Source organism: Streptomyces eurythermus (assembly GCF_014649115.1).
In the GTDB taxonomy this organism is placed as follows: Bacteria; Actinomycetota; Actinomycetes; order Streptomycetales; family Streptomycetaceae; genus Streptomyces; species Streptomyces eurythermus.
Genome location: NZ_BMSK01000024.1, coordinates 36,096 through 54,729, shown reverse-complemented (window position 1 = coordinate 54,729; position 18,634 = coordinate 36,096). Strand labels below are relative to the sequence as shown.

Here is an 18,634-nt window from a genome sequence, read left to right as displayed (position 1 = left end):
GGATGACTGAACGGCGGCCTGCCCGCGCCGCACCGTGGGGACGGGGGCGGCGCGCACCCCCCGGCCGGGTGGGATTCCTCTTGAGCGGAGGGGAATCCCACCCGGCCGACTCATGTCCCCGCGAGCCCCGGGCGGCGGCCGCGTTGCCGCGCGCGCCGAACACGGCAGTGACCGCGGCGCGTGGGCCGTCGTTGGCGGCATGTCACCCGCGTGGCTTGATCGAAGGAGAGCACGCCCCATGGCCGCCATCTGCCCGAACTGCCACCTGCCGGAGATGATCACGTACGTGGTCAACGACGACGGACTGCACCCCTTCCCGTGCCTGGAGTGCAACACCGGGACCGTCCGCTGCACCCCTTACGGGCATCTCTCCGGGGCGGCCCCGTGCGGCACCGACGGCTGCCGGGGGTCCGTACGGGACGACTACCAGTACGACCCCAAGGGACGCCTCTCCCGCCTGGACCGCGTCAGGTGCCGGCTGTGCGCGACCGACAGGACGGCGGCGCTCCCCGCCGGGAGCGCGCCGGAACGCGCCCTGCCCGGCCCCCGGCCGCCGGGGAGCGCGATCCGGTCCCGTCCGCACGGATGACCGGGGGCGGCATCCGTGACTACACGGCCTGTCCGTTGCCCGTGCCGGCCGACGAGACCTTGACGCCCTTCAGGATCTCGTCCATGACGGACAGCTTCTGGCCGACGTCCAGGCCGAAGCGGATCACGACGATCCGCTCGGGGTCGTCGGGGGAGGGGAAGGCGACGGACTCGACGTAGCCGTCGGCACCCTTGCTGGTGACCGCCTTCCAGCGGACCAGGTACCCCTTCTGCCCGGCCACCGTCACCGCCTCGGAGGCCAGCTCCTCGTGCGAGGTGATGCTGCCGTAGGTGGTGCCGCCGTAGGACTCCTTGGCGTTGGCCGCGATGTCCGCCTTGGCGACCTCCTCGGCGGTGTCCCCCTTGACGCGCAGCACCATCGCCGGAGCCGTGTAGGCGCCGCCCGCCGTGCAGGTCTGCGTCGTGTCGCCGGGGCACTTGTAGGTGTCCTCGGAGGTCACCTGCGCGCCGGCGCTCAGCGTCTGCCCGGTCCAGCCCTCGGGCACCGGCAGGCTGATCCCGTTGACCGGGTCCGGCACCGTGCCGCCCCCCTCGATCTCCGGCGCCCCCGACGGGCCCGTGGACGGCGAGTCCCCACCGGAACCACCCGACCCGCCAGAACCACCGGATCCACCGGACCCGCCCGGGCCGCCGGGGCCTCCGGGGCCGCCCTGCGGGCCCCGGCCGCCGTCCCCGCCGGACGGCCCCTGCGCCGACCCCGCGCGGTCGCCCCCGCCGTCGTCCTTGGCCAGGGCGTACACACCGACCCCGATGCTCGCCAGTACCGCGGCCGTCACCGCGACGGCTATCCCGGTGCGCAGCCCGCGCCGGGACCGGGCCGGCGGCTGTGCCGGATACGCGGGGTACCCCGGGTACCCGCCGTACCCCCCGGGGGCCTGGGCGCCCGGCTGCGCCGCCTGCGGTGCGGGGGGACCCCACGGGGCGGCCGTGCCCGCCGGGCGGGTCCGGTCCGTCCAGGCCGTACCGTCCCACCAGCGCTCGGTGGGCGGGGCGTCGTTCGTCTGCCCGGGGTCGGGGTACCACCCGGGAGGAGTCACCTGCGTCATGCCCCCACCGTATGAGGTGTCGGTGAAAGTGGGATGAGAGGATCCGGCGCCGGGCGGGCGCACCGGCAGAACCCGCCCCGCGAAACCCGCGTGCCGGTGGCCGCCCCGTGGTCCCGCGGCCCGCCCCGGCGCCGCCTTCGGCACCGGCCGGCCCGAGACAGGGAGTCACCCCCGCGTACCGTCTTTCACCCGGCCGGGCAGCACCTGCCCCGACCGCCCCCGCGGGTCACCCCGGACGGCTACGCTCGGTGCCTGCATGCCGTGCGGGAGACCTGGGGAGGGAACGGGATGACGGACGGACGGCCCACGGCGGCCGGCTCGGCACCCCTGTGGGAGCGGGACGCCGAGCTCGCCACCGTCACGGCGGCGCTCGACGCCCTGTGCGCCGGCCGGAACGCCCCGGGCGCCCTGCTGGTCTTCCGCGGCAAGGCCGGACTCGGCAAGACCGCGCTGCTGGCCGAGACCCGCCGCATGGCCGAACGCCGCGGCTGCTCCGTCTGGTCCGCCCGGGGCGCCGAGACCCTCAGATCCGTCCCGTTCCACGTCCTGCGCCAACTGCTGCAGCCCGCACTGCTGTCCCTCCCGCCCGAAGAGCTCCGCGACCATCTGGGCGACTGGCACGACATCGCCGGCCCCGCCCTCGGCATAACCGAACCGCCCGGCGACAACGCCGACCCGCACTACGTCCGCGACGGACTCGTCTCCGCCGTACGCCGGATCGCCCGCCGCACCTGGCCGCTCGTCCTGCTGCTCGACGACGCCCACTGGGCCGACCCGGAAACCCTGCGCTGGCTCGCCGCGTTCGCCGAACGCCTGGACGACGTCCCCGTACTCGTCGTGGTCGCCCGCAGGCCCGACCGGGCCGGCGGGGTCGGCGCCCGCCACCTCGACGCGGTCGCCGCCGCCGCCGGCCGCCCCGTCAACGACCTGAGCGCCCTCACCCCGGGCGCCACCGCCGGACTCACCCGCGCCACCCTCGGCCGGCACGCCGACGACGCGTTCTGCCGCGAGGTCTGGGCGGTCACCGACGGCAACCCCTACGAGACCGTCGAACTCCTCGCCAAGGTGCACGACGGCGAACTGGAGCCGGTCGAGACACACGCCGGGGAGCTGCGCGCCCTCAACCGCGCCGCCCGCGGCGGCGGACTGGTCGACCGGCTCAAGGGCCTCGGCCTGGAGGCCACCCGGTTCGCCTGGGCCGCCGCCATCCTCGGCACCGGCATCACCGTCGACATGGTCGCCCGTCTCGCCACCATGGACGACGACCTCGCGCGCGCTTGCGCCGACGTGCTGTGCGCCGCCCGCATCCTCACCCGCCCCGCACCGGCCACGGGCACGAACACCGAAGGCGACACCGGCGAGCTGGAGTTCGTCCACCCGCTCATCGCCACCGACGTCTACCAGTCCATCCCCTCCGGCGTGTGCACCGCCATGCACGGCGTCGCCGCGCAGCTCATCAACGAACTGGGCCGGGGCGCCGCCGAGGCCGCCCGGCACCTGCTGAAGGTGCACCCGGACGAAGACGAGGAACTCGTCGAGCAGTTGCGTCAGGCGGCCCGCGAACACCTCGCCGTCGGCGCCCCGGACGCCGCCCGCCGCTGCCTGGAACGCGCGCTGCGGGAACCGCCCCTGCCCGAGGTGCACGCGCATGTGCTGTACGAACTGGGCTGCGCCACCCTGCTGACCAACCCCGCCGTCTCCATCGACCAGTTGCGCGACGCGCTCGGCATGCCCGGCCTGGACGGCGACGACCGGGTCGACGCCGTGGTCCGCCTCTCCCAGGCGCTGCTCCACAACGACCAGCTGGAGGAGGCCGTCCGCACCGTCGAGGCCGAGGCCGCCCGGCACGCGGCCGGCCCGGTGCGACTGCGGCTGCAGGCGTTCCAGTTCATGTGGGAGGGCATCCACGGCGAGACCGTCGCCCCGGCCCGCTCCCGGCGCCTCGCCGAACTCGCGAGCACCTGCACCGGCCGCGACAACGCCGAACGCGCCCTGCTGATCCTGCGCGCCTTCGACGCCATGACCCACGGCGAGAGCGCCGACTCGGTCGTCGACCTGTGCGACCGCGCCCTCGTCAACGGCCGCCTCGCGCCCGGCCTCGGCTGGACCGACCCCGAGTGGGGCATGGAACTGCTGATGATGCTCGGCAGCGCGTACGCCTACGCCGACCGGCTCGACCGCGCCGAAAGCCTGTTCTCCGAGGCCCGGCGCGTCTACACCTCGGCCGGCTGGCGCGGCGTCCACCTCTCCCTGGCCAACGCCTTCCTCGGGCTCGCCTACCGCAGACAGGGCCGGCTGCCCGACGCCGAGACCACCCTGCGCGAAGCCGTACGGCTCGCCGAACGCGTCGGGCGTCGCCTGCCGTTGTACTGGTCGGCCACCTGCGGACTGGTCGACACCCTGCTGGCCCGCGGCCGGGTGGAGGAGGCCTGGTCGGTCGCCGGGCAGTACGGCTTCGCACCGCCGTACCCGTCCACCATCGTGCTGCTCGACATCCGCTCCGTGCGCGGCCGGCTGCTGCTCGCCGTCGGCCGCACCGAGGAGGGCATCGGCGAACTGGAGGCCGCCGAGATGACCGCCGCCTCCCGCGGCGGCCACAACCCGGTCCTCGCGCCCTGGTCCGTCGACCTCGCCCGGGCCCTCGCCGGGACGGACCCGGCCCGCGCCTCCCGGCTCGCCGCCGACGCCCGCAAACAGGCCGAGCGGTTCGGCACGGACACCGCCATCGGCGAGGCCCTGCGCTGCGCCGCCGCGCTGGAGACCGGTCAGCGCGCGGTACGGCTCGCCGCCCGCGCCGTCGCCTACCTGGAGGCCTCGCCCTGCCAGTACGAACACGCGGCCGCCCGTGTCGAGTACGGCATCGCCGCCGGCTCGGCCGCCGAACTCGCCCGGGGCCTGGAACTCGCCCGGCTCTGCGGCGCGGACGGCCTGGCGGACCGGGCCCGGAAGGCCCTGGCCGGCGCCCGGGACCCGCGCTGAAGCGATCGAGGCTTGTCACACGGGGTCATTCGGCAGGCTTTCTGTCATCAGTGCCGATGGGCCGGAGTTGCCGGGCTCTCCAGCGGTGCCGTGCGCGGGGCTGAGCCCTTCCACGGCGAGCCGGAAGAGGCGGCCGGCCTGGGTGTCGGGGCTCTCGTGGTGCTCGGTGGCCAGGGCGATGCCGGCAGCGAGGGTCAGCAGGTCGTGGAAGGTGACATGCGGTGCGACCGCCTTGTCGCGAATGGCCCGCTGGAGCAGGGGATTTCCGGACGCCTCGATTCTTTCGCCGCAGGAGTGCGGAGAGGGTTCTTCGGTGGGCGGCTCGTAACTGAGGATGTTGGCGAATCCGCGGGCCGAGACGGCGTAGACGACGAGGGCGCGGAGCCACTCCAAGAGGGCGGTACGGCTGTCCTCGGCCGCGCTCAGCCGGTGGGCATGCGCGCACAGAGCTTCGACGCGCTCCTGGAAGACGGCTTCGAGAAGGGCCCGACGGGTGGGGAAGTGGCGGCGTACGGTCGCCGATCCGACCCCTGCGGTCCGGGCGATCCGCTCCTGGGACGCGTCGGCGCCGTGCGCGGCGACCTCGGCCTCGGCGGCAGCGAGGATGAGCCGGTAATTGCGTCGGGCGTCTGAGCGTTGGCCGGTCATGATCTCCCCATTGCTAAACGGCGGGCCCCGCCATATCGTAGCGGCAGGCAAAACGGCGGCCCCCGCCGTTTTCTTTCTCCGGTTCGTGAGGAGCAGCGGCCATGCCCGTCGACACCGATACCGTCCTGGTCACCGGAGCCACCGGCCGGCAGGGCGGGGCCACGGCTCGCGCGCTCCTGGCCGCCGGGGTACCCGTACGCGCACTCGTACGCGATCCGTGGTCGAAGCCCGCACGGGCGATCGAGGCGCTGGGCGCCGAGCTGGTGCGAGCGGACCTTTCCGACCGGGCCACCCTCGGCCCGGCGGTCGAGGGGGTCCGTGCCGTGTTCTCCGTGCAGATGCCGCCGATGTCCGAGACCGGTGTGGACTTCGCGGGCGAGCTCACCCAGGCCGCCAACCTGGTGGATGCCGCGAAGGCCGAGGGGGTGCGGCAGTTCGTACAGTCCTCGACCAGCGGAGTCGGTGAGCACACCCAGGCCCCCGGTTGGGCCGAAGGCCGCTGGGCGGCGATGGCCGGCTACTTCCACACCAAGCAGGCGATCATGGAGGCGGTACGCGACGCGGGCTTCGCCCGCTGGACGGTGATCAAGCCCGCCTTCTTCATGGAGAACCTGCCCCTGCTGGCGCCCCGGGGGCCCCGCGGCGGCCTGCTGACGGTGCTGAAACCGGACACCGAACTGGCCCTGGTGGCCGTGCGGGACATCGGCACCGCCGCGGCGCACGCCCTCCAGGACCCCGACCGGTTCCACCAAGTGGAACTGGAACTGGCCGGTGACCTGCGCACGATGGAACAGATCGCGCGGACCTTGTCCGCCGCCTGGGGCGTACCTGTGAGCGCGCCTTCCATGAGCCTGGAAGAGGCCCTCGACGCGGGCATGCCGACGTGGGGAGCCGGACACGAGTGGAACAACGTGGTCCTCCAACCCGCCCGGCCCGAATTCGCCCAGGAGCTGGGCATCCCGGTCACCACCTTCGCCGAGTGGGCGGACGAGCAGCTGACACCCGTGACCGGCCATGGGCATCCGGCGCCGTGACCTTGGCACGTCTTGGACGAGTCCGGGTTCACCAGCATCGGCGTCGACACGTTGCTCATCAAGGCGGTCCGACGGGCCTGAACGAGCCGCGCGCCACGGTACCGCCGCTGAACGCCGGCCTCATGGCGGGACGACCGGCAGGGGCATCTTCCTCGCCGGTCAGCCCGGTTCCTCCTCGGCGAGCACCCGCTGGGCCGTCGCGAACGCCGAGTTGGCCGCCGGCACGCCGCAGTACACGGCGGTCTGCAACAGCACCGCGCCGATCTCCTCCGGCGTCAGCCCGTTGCGCCGGGCCGCCCGGACATGCATCGCCAGCTCCTCGTAGTGGCCGTGCGCGACCAGCGCGGTCAGCGTGATCATGCTGCGCTCGCGGCGCGACAGCGTCGGGTCGGTCCAGATCTCGCCCCACGCGTAGCGCGAGATGAAGTCCTGGAAGCGGGCGGTGAACGGGGTCTGCCGGGCCTGCGCGCGGTCCACATGGGCGTCGCCCAGCACCTGGCGGCGCACCGCGAGACCGCTCGCCGGCGGCCCGTCGAGCTGGGTGCGCAGTGCCGCCAGCACCGCCCGGGGGACCTGCGCCGGGGCCAGATGAGAAGCCCCGGGCAGCTCCACCAGCGCCGCCCCCGGCACCGCGTCCGCGATCTCCCTCAGATGCGCGGGCGGGGTCGCGGGATCCTCCCGCCCGGCCACGCACAGCGTCGGTACGGTGATCCCGGCGAGCCGGTCGCGCAGGTCGAACGAGGCCAGCGCGTCGCAGCAGGCGGCATACGCCTCCGGGTCGGCCGTACGGTGGTCCCGGACCAGTTCCGGCACGCTGAACCCGGGCGTGAACCAGCGCGCGTCGGCGCTCTCGGCCAGCCACTCCAGTCCCTCGCGGCGCACCCGCTCCGCCCGCTCCCGCCAGGGCGCCGCGCCGCCGAAGCGGGCCGAGGAGCACAGCACCGCCAGCGAGGTCAGCCGCTCGGGGTGGTGGACGGCCAGGTGCAGGCCGACCGCCCCGCCCAGGGACACGCCCGCGTAGGCGAACCGGTCGACGCCGAGCGTGTCGGCGAGCGCCAGCACCAGCGCGGCCAGATCGCCGACGGTCGCGCCCGGCCCGATCAGGTCCGCCGCCGAACCGCCGTGCCCCGGCAGGTCCCAGCAGATCACCCGGTGGCTTGCGGACAGTTCGGGCGCCACCCGGTCCCACAGGGCGAGCGAGGTGCCGAGCGAGGGCCCGAGCAGCAGCGGCGGCGCGGAAGCGGGGCCTTCCGCACGGTGGTTGAGGAGGGTCACGGTCAACGTCGCTCCAGAGCACGGTCGGTGAGGATGCCGGCGAAACCGGTGTACCGGGCGGGGTCGGTCGCCTCGGCCAGATCGAGGCCCGCCAACTCCTCCTGTTCTTCGAGGAGTTCGCGCAGCGGGCGGTTCTCGGAGTGGGCGCGGCGGGCCAGTTCGGTCAGCAGCTCCTTGGCCCGCGCCCGCCCGAGGACGGGCGCGAGGACGGCGGTCAGCCGCTCGGAGACGATCAGCCCCCGGGTGCGGCCGAGATCGTCGCGCATCGCGTCCGGGTGCACCCGCAGCCCCTCGGCCAGCTCCGCCGCCTGTCCGGCCGCGCCGCCCACCAGCCGGAGCAGATCACGCAGCGGCTCCCACTCGGCGTGCCAGGCGCCGGCCGGCCGCTCGTCCTCGGCGGCCAGGCAGCCGTACAGCGTCGCCGCGAGCTGGGGAGCCTGCCGGGCGGCGGACGCCAGGAGCGTGGCGCGCACCGGGTTCGCCTTGTGCGGCATGGCGGACGAGCCGCCCCCGTCGCCCTCGCTCACCTCGCCGATCTCGGTGCGCGACAACGTCAGCACGTCCACGGCGAGCTTGCCCAGCGCGCCCACCGTGAAGGCCAGGCACCCGGCCAGATCCGCGATCGGCGTGCGCAGCGTGTGCCAGGGCAACACGGGTGCGGCCAGCCCGACTTCACGGGCGTACGCCTCCGTCAGCACGGCCGGGTCCGGGGCGCCGTACGCCTGGAACGCCGCCAGGGTTCCGGCGGCCCCGCCGAGCTGGGCCGGCAGCGAGTCGCGTACCCGGGTGAGGCGGTCGCGCGCGTCCAGGACCAGCGCGCGCCAGCCGGCCGCCTTCAGCCCGAACGTGGTCGGTACGGCGTGCTGGGTGAGCGTCCGGCCCGGCAGCACGGTGTCCCGGTGCCCGGCCGCGAGACGGGCCAGTGCCCGCTCGGCGCGCCCGAGGTCGGCCAGGACCGGACCGAGGGCGCGCACGGCGACCAGCATCGTCGCCGTGTCCATGATGTCCTGGCTGGTGGCACCCCGGTGGACGTAGGGGCCGTACTCGGCACCGACCGCCGCGGTCAGGTCGGCGGCCAGCGGGATCACCGGATTGCCGCCGCCGGCGGCGCGGGCGGCCAGCGAGCGCAGGTCGTACCGTGCCGGGTCGGCCGCCTCGGCCACCGCCGCCGCGGCCTCGGGCGGGGCGAGCCCGAGCGCGGCCTGCGCCCGGGTCAGCGCGGCCTCGGCGTCGAGCAGCGCCCGCAGATAAGCGGGGTCGCCGGTCTCGGACACGGCGGCCGCCCCCCGCCCGGGGGCCAGCAGACCGGTGTCGGCGCAGGAAGGGAACTCGGGTGTCACTGGTACTCCAGGAAGACCGTCTCGCCTTCGCCCTGAAGGCGGATGTCGAAACGGTAGGTGCCGTTCCCCTCGTCACCCGCGATCAGCGTGTCCCGCCGGTCGCCCACTCGGGTGAGCAGCGGGTCGGCGGCCAGGGCGGTGTCGTCACCCGGCAGGTAGATACGAGTGAACAGATGTACGAGCAGCCCTCGCGCGAAGACGCAGACACTGAGGTAGGGCGCGTTGCCCCCGCGCGCGCCGGGGCGCAGCGTACGTACGTACCAGTGCCCGTCCGCATCCGTCTGGATCCGCCCCCAGCCGGTGAACTCCACGCCGTTGCGGCCCAGGAAGCCGCCCGTGGCCGGGTCCCGCCGCAGCGCGCCGTCCGCCCGCGGCACCGTGCCGTCGGGCCGCGGGCCCCACACCTCGAGCAGCGCGTCGGGCAGCGGATCGCCCGCGCCGTCGAGGACGTAGCCGTGCACGGTGACGGTGTCCGGATGACCGAGCGGGGCGATCTCCTCGCCGCCGCGGAACGGCAGCGCGTACCCGTAGAACGGGCCGACCGTGTGGGACGGCGTGGGCAGCACCTGCTCCGGGCTGCCCGGGTCGATGAGCGTCATGGCGGTCAGCGTCCTTCTTCGATCCAGGTGGCGGCCGGGCCGTCCAGCACGATGTCCCAGCGGTAGCCCAGGGAGAACTCGGGCACCGACAGCCCGTGGTCGTAGGTGGCGACCAGCCGCTGCCGGGCCGCCTCGTCCGTCACCGACTGCAGGATCGGGTCGTGGGGGAACAGCGGGTCGTTCGGGAAGTACATCTGGGTCACCAGCCGCTGGGTGAACGCCGTCCCGAACACCGAGAAGTGGATATGGGCAGGACGCCAGGCGTTCACGTGGTTGCGCCAGGGATAGGGGCCCGGCTGGATGGTGGTGAAGTGATAGCGGCCCTCGGCGTCGGTGAGGGTACGGCCGACCCCCGTGAAGTTCGGGTCCAGCGGCGCGTCGTGCTGCTCGCGCCGATGGGCGTACCGCCCGGCCGAGTTGGCCTGCCAGATCTCGATCAGCTGACCGCGCACCGGGCGCCCGTCGCGGTCCAGCAGCCGCCCGGAGACCGTGATGCGCTCACCGACGGGCTCCCCGGTGTGCTGCCGGGTGAGGTCGTTGTCGATCTCGGTGATGTCCCGCTCCCCGAAGGCGGGCGAGCGCAGCTCCACCAGCTCCGGGTCCCGGCGCGTGTCGATCGCCACCAGGGGCTGCTTCGGATGGCGCAGCACGGAGGAGCGGTACGGCGCGTAATCGCGGCGCGGATGGTGCTCGACGGGCGCGCCGTCGGCGACGCGCTTGGCGTACGCGACGCGCTCCGCGGCCATCTCCTGGTCGATGTCCTGCTGGGTGAGAGTCATGCTGCTACCTGACGCTTCCTTATCGTTCGAGGACGAGGGCGAGGCCCTGGCCCACGCCGATGCAGAGGGTGGCCACACCGGTGCCGGAGCCGCGGCGGGCGAGCTGGTGGGCGACGGTCCCGGCGAGCCGGGCCCCGGAGGCGCCGAGCGGGTGGCCGAGCGCGATGGCGCCGCCCTGCGGGTTGAGGACCGCCGGGTCGAACTCCGGCCATTCGGCGAGGCAGCCCAGCACCTGGGCGGCGAACGCCTCGTTCAGCTCCAGCACCGACAGATCGCCGAAGCCCTTGCCGGCCTTGGCGAGGGCCCGGTGGACGGCCTCCACGGGCGCCAGCCCGAAGTACTGGGGGTCGGTCGCGGACAGGCCGGTCGCGCTGATCCGGGCCAGCGGCTCCCGGCCGGTGGCCCGCAGCCCCTCCTCGTCGGCGAGGAGCAGGGCCGCCGCGCCGTCGTTGAGGGGAGAGGCGTTGCCCGCGGTGACCGTGCCGCCCTCGGCCCGGAAGGCGGGCCTCAGCTTCGCCATGGCGGCGAGCGAGGCGTCCGGCCGTACGCACTCGTCGGCGGTGAGGTCGACCGGCTCGCCCTTGCGCCGCGGCACCGGGACGGACACCGACTCGGCGTCGAACAGGCCCTGCTCCCGCGCGATGACGGCCTTGCGGTGGGAGGCCAGCGCGAACTCGTCCTGCCGCTCGCGGCTGATGCCGTGCTTGTCGGCGATGAGCTCGGCGCTCTCGCCGAGCGGGATGGTCCACTGCGGGTCCATCCGCGGGTTGACCATGCGCCAGCCGAGCGTGGTCGAGTACAGCTCGGTGTGGGCGGCCGGGAACGGGCTGTCCGCCTTCGGCAGGACGTACGGCGCCCGGGTCATGGACTCCACCCCGCCGGCCACGGCGAGGGACGCGTCCCCCAGGGCGATGGCCCGGGCCGCCTGGATCACCGCCTCCAGGCCGGAGGCGCACAGCCGGTTCACGGTCACGCCGGGCACGGAGGTGGGCAGCCCGGCGAGCAGGGCGGCCATGCGGGCGACGTTACGGTTCTCCTCGCCGGCGCCGTTGGCGTTGCCGAGGTAGACGTCGTCGATCCGGGCGGGATCCAGCTCCGGGGTGCGGGCGAGCAGCGCGCGGAGGGTGTGGGCGGCGAGGTCGTCGGGACGGACGGTGGCCAGGGCGCCGTTGTACCGGCCGAAAGGGGTGCGGACGGCGTCGACGATGTAAACGGGTTTCGGGGTGTGAGCGGTGTTCACAGTGTGTGTGCCTTTGCGGTGTGAACCGGGTCAACGGGATCAGCGGGGGTAGCGGGGTTCACGGTGCCGAGGCCGACGGTGGCGTGCGGGGTGGGTGCGGCGGTGTGAGCGGGGTTCACAGCGCCGAGGCTGGCGGCGGCGTGAGCGGTGGGAACCGTGTGAGCTCGGTTCACAACAGATCCTCCGCAACGCTCAGTTCCGCGTCCGTCCTGGCGATGACCTCGTCCACGCTCACACCCGGCGCGGTCTCCGTCAGTGTCAGCCCCTCCGCGGTGACGTCCAGTACCGCCAGATCCGTGATGACTCGGTTCACACACCCCTTGCCGGTCAACGGCAGCGTGCACTCCTTGAGGATCTTCGCCGAGCCGTCCTTCGCGGTGTGCGTCATCACCACGATCACCTGCCGGGCACCGTGCACCAGGTCCATCGCGCCCCCGATCCCGGTGACCAGCTTCCCGGGCACCGCCCAGTTGGCCAGGTCGCCCCGGGCGGACACCTGCATCGCGCCGAGCACGGCCACGTCGATGTGCCCGCCGCGGATCATCGCGAAGGACAGCGCCGAGTCGAAGAAGGAGGCGCCCGGCAGCACCGTCACGGTCTCCTTGCCCGCGTTGATCAGATCGGGGTCGACCTGGTCCTCCGTGGGGTAGGGGCCGGTGCCGAGAATGCCGTTCTCCGACTCCAGTACCACCTCGACCCCCTCGGGGAGATGGTTCGGGATCAGCGTCGGCAAGCCGATCCCCAGGTTCACGTACTGGCCGTCCCGCAGCTCACGGGCCGCGCGGGCGGCCATCTCCTCGCGTGTCCAGGCCATCAGCCGCTCACCGTCCGGAACTCGATCCGCTTGTCCGCCGCCTGCTCAGGGGTGAGCGGCACCACCCGCTGCACGAAGACGCCCGGCACGTGCACCTCGTCCGGATCGATCGCGCCGGGCTCGACCAGCTCCTCCACCTCGGCGATGGTGACCCGGCCGGCCATCGCGGCCAACGGGTTGAAGTTCCGCGCCGACCTGCGGAACACCAGGTTTCCGTGCCGGTCCCCGCGCGCGGCCCTGACCAGCGCGAAGTCGGTGCGGATGCCCCGCTCCAGCACGTACTCCACGCCGTCGAACTCCCGCACCTCCTTCGGCGGCGAAGCAAGCGCGACCCCGCCCGAGCCGTCGTAGCGCCAGGGCAGCCCGCCCTCGGCGACCTGGGTGCCGACGCCGGCCGGGGTGTAGAAGGCGGGGATGCCGGCGCCGCCCGCGCGCAGCCGTTCGGCCAGCGTGCCCTGCGGGATCAGCTCCAGCTCCAGCTCACCGGCCAGATACTGGCGCGCGAACTCCTTGTTGCCGCCGATGTACGAGCCGGTCACCCGGGTGATCCGGCCCGCGGCCAGCAGCACCGCCAGCCCGGACTCCATCGCCCCGCAGTTGTTCGACACCACCTTCAGCCCGCCGACCCCGCGCTCGTACAGCGCCTGGATCAGCACGTCGGGCACGCCGCTGAGCCCGAACCCGCCGACGGCGAGGGACGCGCCGTCCGGCACATCGGCCACCGCCTCGCCGGCGGTGGCCACCACCTTGTCCATGCGTGAAGCTCCGTCTCTCCGGTCCCCAGATAGTCAGGGCACTGAGCAATTCGTGAGGTGCCGCTCACGCTGCCACCGGAGACGAAAGCCGTCAAGACCTGGATTTTTGCGCGGCCACAGAACAAGACAGCCGGTTCGGCGGCCGGGTATCGTTCAGTGCACCAACGAATCGATCAGGGGAGCGCACATGGCCGCGGTGGATCTCACCACCCATCCCGGACACCTCGCCCGGCGGCTCCAGCAGGCGCACTACCTGCTGTGGAACACGATGGTCTCGGAGGAGATCACCTCGCCGCAGTTCGCGGTCATGAACGCGCTCGTCGCCGAACCCGGACTCGACCAGCGGACCGTGGGGGAGCGGGTGGGCCTGGACCGCTCCACCATCGCCGAGGTGATCAGCCGGCTCGACCGCCGCGGGCTGCTGCACAAGGTGCGCGACCCGCGCGACGGCCGGCGCTTCCTGCTCCGCCTCACCGACGAGGGCGCGCGCACCCACCGCAAGCTGTCCGTCCGCACCGCCCGGATGAACCAGGTCTTCCTCGCCCCGCTGTCCGCCGAGGAGCAGACCGTCTTCTTCGACCTGATCCGCCGGGTCGCCGACGCGGCCGAGAGCCTGCGCAACCCGGCCGAGGGCCCGCGCGAACCGGCCGAGCCCCTGGCCGCCCAAGGCTGACCGGCCTCCACGGCCACCGTCCCCCGCCGGGTTCGGTCCCGGTGCGCGCGGGTACCCGGCCGCCACCGCACGGACGAGGCCGAACGTGACGTAGGGAGCGCGACCCATGAAGGCAGTCACCTGGCAGGGCAAGCGGGACGTCCGGGTCGAGGACGTGCCCGACCCGCGGATCGAGGAACCCACGGACGCCGTCATCCGCGTGACGTCCACCGGACTGTGCGGCTCCGACCTGCATCTGTACGAGGTGCTCACCCCGTTCATGACGCCCGGCGACATCCTCGGTCACGAACCCATGGGCATCGTGGAGGAGGTCGGCCCGGAGGTGCCGGACCTGCGCCCCGGCGACAGGGTGGTGGTGCCCTTCCAGATCGCCTGCGGGCACTGCTTCATGTGCGACACGGGCCTGCCCACCCAGTGCGAGACGACCCAGGTCACCGGCGAGGGCATGGGCGCGGCCCTGTTCGGCTACACCCGCCTGTACGGTGCCGTGCCCGGCGGCCAGGCCGAGTACCTACGGGTCCCGCAGGCCCAGTTCGGCCCGATCAAGGTCCCCGAGGGACCGCCGGACGACCGGTTCGTCTACCTCTCCGACGTGCTGCCCACCGCCTGGCAGGCCGTCGAGTACGCCGCCGTCCCGCCCGGCGGAACCCTCGCCGTCCTCGGCCTCGGCCCGATCGGCGACATGGCCTGCCGGATCGCCAGGGCCCGCGGCGCGGAACGCGTCTTCGGCGTGGACCTGGTGCCCGAGCGGCTGGCCCGGGCGCAGCGGCGCGGGGTCGAGACGTACGACATCAGGGCCTTCGACGACGAGAAGGCGCTGGTCCACGCGATCCGTGAGGTGACCGGCGGCCGCGGCCCGGACGCCGTGATCGACGCGGTGGGCACCGAGGCGCACGGCAGCGCCGCCGCCAAGCTCGCCCAGACGGCGACCGCGATGATGCCCCGCAAACTGAGCGGTCCGCTCGCCGAACGCTTCAGCATCGACCGGCTCGGCGCCCTGTACATGGCGATCGACCTGGTCCGCCGCGGCGGCACGATCTCGCTGAGCGGCGTCTACGGCGGCATGGCGGACCCGATGCCGATGCTCACCCTCTTCGACAAGCAGATCCAGCTCCGCATGGGCCAGGCCAACGTCCGCCGCTGGAGCGACCAGATCATCCCCTACCTCACGGACGAGGACCCGCTCGGCGTGGACGACTTCGCCACGCACCGGCTGCCGCTGGCGGAGGCGCCGCACGCCTACGAGATGTTCCAGCGCAAGCAGGACGGCGCCGTCAAGATCCTCATGCAGCCGTAGCGCGCCGGTCGCGGACGCTCAGCCGGGATCCCGGGAGCCCTTCTCGCCGAGCACCTCCGCCAGGTCGTACCGCACCGGCTCCTCCAGCTGGGTGTACGTGCAGCTGTCCGGCGTACGGTCCGGGCGCCAGCGGCGGAAGCGGGCGGTGTGCCGGAAACGCTGTCCGTTCTCCATGTGGTCGTAGGCCACCTCGGCCACCCGCTCCGGCCGCAGCGGCACCCAGGACAGGTCCTTCTTCCCGGACCAGCGGCTCGGCGCGCCCGGCAGCCGGGCCGTCTCGTGCGCGGCCTCGTCCGTCCAGGCGGCCCACGGGTGTCCGGAGACATCGTCCATCCGCAGCGGCTCGAGCTCGTCGACCAGTTCGGCGCGCCTCTTCATGGAGAACGCGGCCGACACGCCGACGTGCTGGAGCCGGCCCCGCTCGTCGTAGAGGCCCAGCAGCAACGAGCCCACGACCGGGCCGCTCTTGTGGAGGCGGTACCCGGCGACGACGACGTCCGCAGTCCGCTCGTGCTTCACCTTGAACATGGCCCGCTCGTCCTGGAGATAGCGCAGGTCGGGCGGTTTGGCCACGACCCCGTCCAGTCCGGCGCCCTCGAACTGCTCGAACCAGTGCCGGGCCACCTCGATGTCGGCCGTCGAGGGCGCCAGATGCACCGGCGGGGTGGAGTCCGCCAGGGCCCGGTCCAGCAGGGCGCGGCGGTCGGTCAGCGGTACGTCGAGCAGGGCGTGGTCGTCCAGGGCCAGCAGGTCGAAGGCGACGAAGGAGGCCGGGTTCTTCTCGGCCAGCATCCGCACCCGGGACGCGGCCGGGTGGATGCGCTCGGTCAGCGCGTCGAAGTCCAGCCGCCCGCCGCGCGCGATCACGATCTCCCCGTCCAGCACGCACCGCTCGGGCACCCGCTCCTTCAACGCCTCGACCAGCTCGGGAAAGTACCTGGTCAAAGGCTTGCCGGTGCGGCTGCCCAGCTCGACCTCGGCCCCGTCACGGAACACGATCGACCGGAAGCCGTCCCACTTGGCCTCGTAGTGCATGCCCGGCGGGATCTTCGCCACCGACTTGGCGAGCATCGGCTTCACGGGCGGCATGACGGGCAGATCCATGCTCCGATTCTGCTCGCGTGCATACGGCTTCGCCCGGTATGCGAGGTGTGCGGGGTGCGCCTACGGTGGCCGCATGGGTGATGCGGTGGAACTGGAGGTCGGCGGCCGGACCGTACGGCTGTCCAGCCCGGACAAGGTGTTCTTCCCGGAGCGGGGCTTCACCAAGCTGGACCTCGCCCGGTACTACGTCTCGGTCGCCCCCGGCATCCTGCGCGCCCTGCGCGACCGCCCCACCACCCTGGAGCGCTACCCGGACGGTGTCGGCGGCGAGTGGTTCTTCCAGAAGCGGGCGCCCAAGAGCATGCCCGACTGGATCCCGACCGCCCACATCACCTTCCCCAGCGGTCGCAGCGCCGACGAGATGTGCCCCACCGAGGAGGCCGCGGTGGTGTGGGCCGCCCAGTACGGCACCCTCACCTTCCACCCCTGGCCGGTCCGCGCCGCCGACGTCGACCACCCCGACGAACTCCGCATCGACCTCGACCCGCAGCCCGGCACCGACTACGACGACGCGGTCCGCGCCGCCCACGAACTGCGCGCGGTGCTGGAGGAGTTCGGCGGACTGCGCGGCTGGCCGAAGACCTCCGGCGGCCGGGGCCTGCACGTCTTCGTTCCCATCGAACCCCGCTGGACCTTCACCCAGGTGCGCCGCGCGGCGATCGCGGTCGGCCGGGAGATGGAACGCCGGATGCCCGAGCACGTCACCATCAAGTGGTGGAAGGAGGAGCGCGGGCGCCGCATATTCCTCGACTACAACCAGACGGCACGGGACCGCACCATCGCTTCCGCCTATTCGGTGCGTCCCCGCCCGCACGCCCCCGTCTCCGCGCCCCTGCGCTGGGAGGAGGTCGGCGTCGCCCACCCCCGCGACTTCGACCTCGCCACCATGCCCGCCCGGTTCGCCGAACTCGGCGACGTGCACGCCGACATGGACGATCACGCCTACTCCCTGGACGCGCTGCTGGAACTGGCCCGGCGGGACGAACACGACCACGGCCTGGGCGACCTGCCGTATCCGCCGGAGTACCCGAAGATGCCCGGCGAGCCCACCCGCGTGCAGCCGAGCCGGGCCCGCCGCACCTCGTCGGACTGAGGCCCTGCCGGGAGCGGTCGCCGCGCCGCCTGCCGGGCCATACGGCCCGCCGCGGCGGACAAGGAGGACTCCTCATGACCATCCGTCCCGGATCCCTTCCCGTTCACCGCCCACGAACCCTGCCCTCACATACGTCACCGGTGCCCGACACCCCGCCGAGCCGGCGGAAACGCCCGTTCCCGGCGTCGCGCCGGCCATCGCTGCCGCCGGTCCGGGCCGGTGCCCCGCGGCTATCCTGAGTGCCGGCCGCCGAGGAGGGGGTGTCGCGAAGTGACCGAGGCCGTGTCGCGTCCCACCCTGGAGGCCGTGGCCGCGCGGGCCGGGGTGTCCCGGGCCACCGTGTCCCGGGTGGTCAACGGCGGCGACGGGGTCCGCGCACCCCTGGCCGAGCGGGTCCGGCGGGCCGTGGAGGAACTGGGCTACGTCCCCAACCAGGCGGCACGCAGCCTGGTGACCCGGCGCCACGACGCGGTCGCGGTCGTCGTCGCCGAGCCCGAGACCAGGGTCTTCGCCGATCCCTTCTTCGCGCTCCAGCTGCGCGGCATCGGCAAGGAACTGACCGCGCACGACAACCAGCTCGTGCTGCTGCTCACCGAGGGCCGCGCCGATCACACCCGCGTGGCCCGCTATCTCGCCGGCGGCCATGTCGACGGCGCCCTCGTGTTCTCCCTGCACCTGGACGACCCGCTGCCCGGCCTCATCCGCGACGCCGGGGTGCCCACCGTGTTCGGCGGGCGCCCCCACTGGAGCGCGGACACCGGGGCGCCGGACCCCGGCGTGGTCTACGTCGACTGCGACAACCGGGGCGGGGCCCGGGCGGCGGTACGGCATCTGCTGGATCTCGGCCGCAGGCGTGTCGCCCACCTCACCGGCGCGCTGGACCAGACCTCGGCGGTGGACCGGCTCGACGGCTACCGGGACGCCGTCGCCGAGGTGCCCGGCGCGTACGATCCCCGGCTGGTCGTGGAGGGCGACTTCACCCCGGCCGGTGGTGAGCGCGCCATGCGGGAACTCCTGGCCCGCTGCCCGGACGTCGACGCCGTGTTCGCCGCCAACGACCTCACCGCGCTCGGCGCGCTGCGGGTGCTGCGCGAGGCCGGCCGGCGGGTTCCCGAGGACGTGGCCGTGGCCGGCTTCGACGACATGGCGCCGGTCGCCGAGCAGACCGATCCACCGCTGACGACGGTACGTCAGGACATCGAGGGCATGGGCCGGCTGATGGCCCGGCTGCTGCTGGAGGGCCTGTCCGGCGGCCGGGACCGGGCGCGTACGACGGCCGGCGCCCCGGGCGCGCGAGGTAAGGGCGTGATCCTGCCGACCACCCTGATACGCCGCGCCTCCGCGTGAGC

Annotated in this window: 17 protein-coding genes; 7 read left to right on the top strand and 10 right to left on the bottom strand. The window is 73.6% G+C overall.

Features of this window, described 5'->3' with window-relative positions; genetic code table 11:
- The first annotated feature begins 238 nt into the window (after positions 1 to 238).
- Entirely contained in the window at positions 239 to 589 is a 351-nt protein-coding gene (locus IE251_RS34535) for a hypothetical protein (protein ID WP_189756893.1), read from the top strand.
- Between the two features lie 19 nt (positions 590 to 608).
- On the opposite strand, the gene IE251_RS34530 is transcribed toward IE251_RS34535, so the two are convergent.
- The gene (locus tag IE251_RS34530) at positions 609 to 1,655 is read right to left on the bottom strand and encodes a DUF2510 domain-containing protein (protein WP_189756892.1); all 1,047 of its coding nucleotides are present in this window, start codon (positions 1,653 to 1,655) and stop codon (positions 609 to 611) included.
- 288 nt (positions 1,656 to 1,943) lie between these two features.
- Here IE251_RS34530 and IE251_RS34525 point away from each other — a divergent pair, with 288 nt between their 5' ends.
- Positions 1,944 to 4,634, top strand: a complete 2,691-nt coding sequence (locus tag IE251_RS34525) for an ATP-binding protein (RefSeq protein WP_189756891.1) — start codon at positions 1,944 to 1,946, stop codon at positions 4,632 to 4,634.
- Between the two features lie 15 nt (positions 4,635 to 4,649).
- On the opposite strand, the gene IE251_RS34520 is transcribed toward IE251_RS34525, so the two are convergent.
- A complete protein-coding gene (locus IE251_RS34520; RefSeq protein WP_189756890.1) occupies positions 4,650 to 5,282 on the bottom strand; it encodes a TetR/AcrR family transcriptional regulator in 633 nt (210 codons plus the stop codon).
- A gap of 101 nt (positions 5,283 to 5,383) precedes the next feature.
- On the opposite strand from IE251_RS34520, the gene IE251_RS34515 reads away from it, so the two are divergent.
- Entirely contained in the window at positions 5,384 to 6,316 is a 933-nt protein-coding gene (locus IE251_RS34515; RefSeq protein ID WP_189756889.1) for an NmrA/HSCARG family protein, read from the top strand.
- 159 nt (positions 6,317 to 6,475) lie between these two features.
- Here IE251_RS34515 and pcaDC read toward each other — a convergent pair whose 3' ends face one another.
- The 7 genes from pcaDC to IE251_RS34480 form a co-directional block, all read right to left on the bottom strand.
- A complete protein-coding gene (gene pcaDC, locus IE251_RS34510) occupies positions 6,476 to 7,597 on the bottom strand; it encodes a bifunctional 3-oxoadipate enol-lactonase/4-carboxymuconolactone decarboxylase PcaDC (protein WP_189756888.1) in 1,122 nt (373 codons plus the stop codon).
- A complete protein-coding gene (pcaB, locus tag IE251_RS34505) occupies positions 7,594 to 8,931 on the bottom strand; it encodes a 3-carboxy-cis,cis-muconate cycloisomerase (RefSeq protein ID WP_189756887.1) in 1,338 nt (445 codons plus the stop codon). Before pcaB ends, pcaDC begins: the two co-directional genes overlap by 4 nt.
- Positions 8,928 to 9,530: a protocatechuate 3,4-dioxygenase subunit alpha gene (gene pcaG / locus IE251_RS34500; protein ID WP_189756886.1), complete on the bottom strand. Its 603-nt coding sequence runs from the start codon at positions 9,528 to 9,530 to the stop codon at positions 8,928 to 8,930. The genes pcaB and pcaG overlap by 4 nt, the downstream gene beginning before the upstream one ends.
- A 5-nt stretch (positions 9,531 to 9,535) precedes the next feature.
- Positions 9,536 to 10,309, bottom strand: coding sequence for a protocatechuate 3,4-dioxygenase subunit beta (pcaH, locus tag IE251_RS34495; protein ID WP_189756885.1), 774 nt, complete (start codon positions 10,307 to 10,309; stop codon positions 9,536 to 9,538).
- A 19-nt stretch (positions 10,310 to 10,328) separates the two neighbouring features.
- Positions 10,329 to 11,549 carry a thiolase family protein gene (locus IE251_RS34490; RefSeq protein ID WP_189756884.1) on the bottom strand — a complete coding sequence of 407 codons (1,221 nt, stop codon included), beginning with the start codon at positions 11,547 to 11,549 and terminating at the stop codon, positions 10,329 to 10,331.
- 169 nt (positions 11,550 to 11,718) lie between these two features.
- Positions 11,719 to 12,363 carry a CoA transferase subunit B gene (locus IE251_RS34485; RefSeq protein WP_189756883.1) on the bottom strand — a complete coding sequence of 215 codons (645 nt, stop codon included), beginning with the start codon at positions 12,361 to 12,363 and terminating at the stop codon, positions 11,719 to 11,721.
- Entirely contained in the window at positions 12,363 to 13,118 is a 756-nt protein-coding gene (locus IE251_RS34480) for a CoA transferase subunit A (RefSeq protein ID WP_189756882.1), read from the bottom strand. Before IE251_RS34480 ends, IE251_RS34485 begins: the two co-directional genes overlap by 1 nt.
- A 187-nt stretch (positions 13,119 to 13,305) precedes the next feature.
- On the opposite strand from IE251_RS34480, the gene IE251_RS34475 reads away from it, so the two are divergent.
- Both IE251_RS34475 and IE251_RS34470 read left to right on the top strand, forming a co-directional pair.
- Entirely contained in the window at positions 13,306 to 13,791 is a 486-nt protein-coding gene (locus IE251_RS34475; RefSeq protein ID WP_189756881.1) for a MarR family winged helix-turn-helix transcriptional regulator, read from the top strand.
- Between the two features lie 106 nt (positions 13,792 to 13,897).
- Positions 13,898 to 15,088, top strand: coding sequence for a zinc-dependent alcohol dehydrogenase (locus IE251_RS34470; protein WP_189756880.1), 1,191 nt, complete (start codon positions 13,898 to 13,900; stop codon positions 15,086 to 15,088).
- Positions 15,089 to 15,106: 18 nt separating this feature from the next.
- Here the strand turns inward: IE251_RS34470 and IE251_RS34465 are convergent, their stop codons facing one another.
- A complete protein-coding gene (locus IE251_RS34465) occupies positions 15,107 to 16,192 on the bottom strand; it encodes an ATP-dependent DNA ligase (protein WP_189756879.1) in 1,086 nt (361 codons plus the stop codon).
- A 73-nt stretch (positions 16,193 to 16,265) separates the two neighbouring features.
- On the opposite strand from IE251_RS34465, the gene ligD reads away from it, so the two are divergent.
- Together ligD and IE251_RS34455 are read left to right on the top strand one after the other, a co-directional pair.
- Positions 16,266 to 17,285 (top strand): non-homologous end-joining DNA ligase, encoded by a 1,020-nt coding sequence (gene ligD / locus IE251_RS34460; protein ID WP_189756878.1) that lies wholly within the window; start codon positions 16,266 to 16,268, stop codon positions 17,283 to 17,285.
- Positions 17,286 to 17,555: 270 nt separating this feature from the next.
- A complete protein-coding gene (locus tag IE251_RS34455; protein WP_189756877.1) occupies positions 17,556 to 18,632 on the top strand; it encodes a LacI family DNA-binding transcriptional regulator in 1,077 nt (358 codons plus the stop codon).
- Positions 18,633 to 18,634: the final 2 nt, after the last annotated feature.

What these genes read in the sequence shown, in the direction of transcription:
- IE251_RS34535 (WP_189756893.1), top strand. Translation starts at nt 239, where the DNA reads ATGGCCGCCATCTGCCCGAACTGCCACCTGCCGGAGATGATCACGTAC.
- IE251_RS34530 (WP_189756892.1), bottom strand. Translation starts at nt 1,655, where the DNA reads ATGACGCAGGTGACTCCTCCCGGGTGGTACCCCGACCCCGGGCAGACG.
- IE251_RS34525 (WP_189756891.1), top strand. Translation starts at nt 1,944, where the DNA reads ATGACGGACGGACGGCCCACGGCGGCCGGCTCGGCACCCCTGTGGGAG.
- IE251_RS34520 (WP_189756890.1), bottom strand. Translation starts at nt 5,282, where the DNA reads ATGACCGGCCAACGCTCAGACGCCCGACGCAATTACCGGCTCATCCTC.
- IE251_RS34515 (WP_189756889.1), top strand. Translation starts at nt 5,384, where the DNA reads ATGCCCGTCGACACCGATACCGTCCTGGTCACCGGAGCCACCGGCCGG.
- pcaG (WP_189756886.1), bottom strand. Translation starts at nt 9,530, where the DNA reads ATGACGCTCATCGACCCGGGCAGCCCGGAGCAGGTGCTGCCCACGCCG.
- pcaH (WP_189756885.1), bottom strand. Translation starts at nt 10,309, where the DNA reads ATGACTCTCACCCAGCAGGACATCGACCAGGAGATGGCCGCGGAGCGC.
- IE251_RS34485 (WP_189756883.1), bottom strand. Translation starts at nt 12,363, where the DNA reads ATGGCCTGGACACGCGAGGAGATGGCCGCCCGCGCGGCCCGTGAGCTG.
- IE251_RS34480 (WP_189756882.1), bottom strand. Translation starts at nt 13,118, where the DNA reads ATGGACAAGGTGGTGGCCACCGCCGGCGAGGCGGTGGCCGATGTGCCG.
- IE251_RS34475 (WP_189756881.1), top strand. Translation starts at nt 13,306, where the DNA reads ATGGCCGCGGTGGATCTCACCACCCATCCCGGACACCTCGCCCGGCGG.
- IE251_RS34470 (WP_189756880.1), top strand. Translation starts at nt 13,898, where the DNA reads ATGAAGGCAGTCACCTGGCAGGGCAAGCGGGACGTCCGGGTCGAGGAC.
- IE251_RS34465 (WP_189756879.1), bottom strand. Translation starts at nt 16,192, where the DNA reads ATGGATCTGCCCGTCATGCCGCCCGTGAAGCCGATGCTCGCCAAGTCG.
- ligD (WP_189756878.1), top strand. Translation starts at nt 16,266, where the DNA reads ATGGGTGATGCGGTGGAACTGGAGGTCGGCGGCCGGACCGTACGGCTG.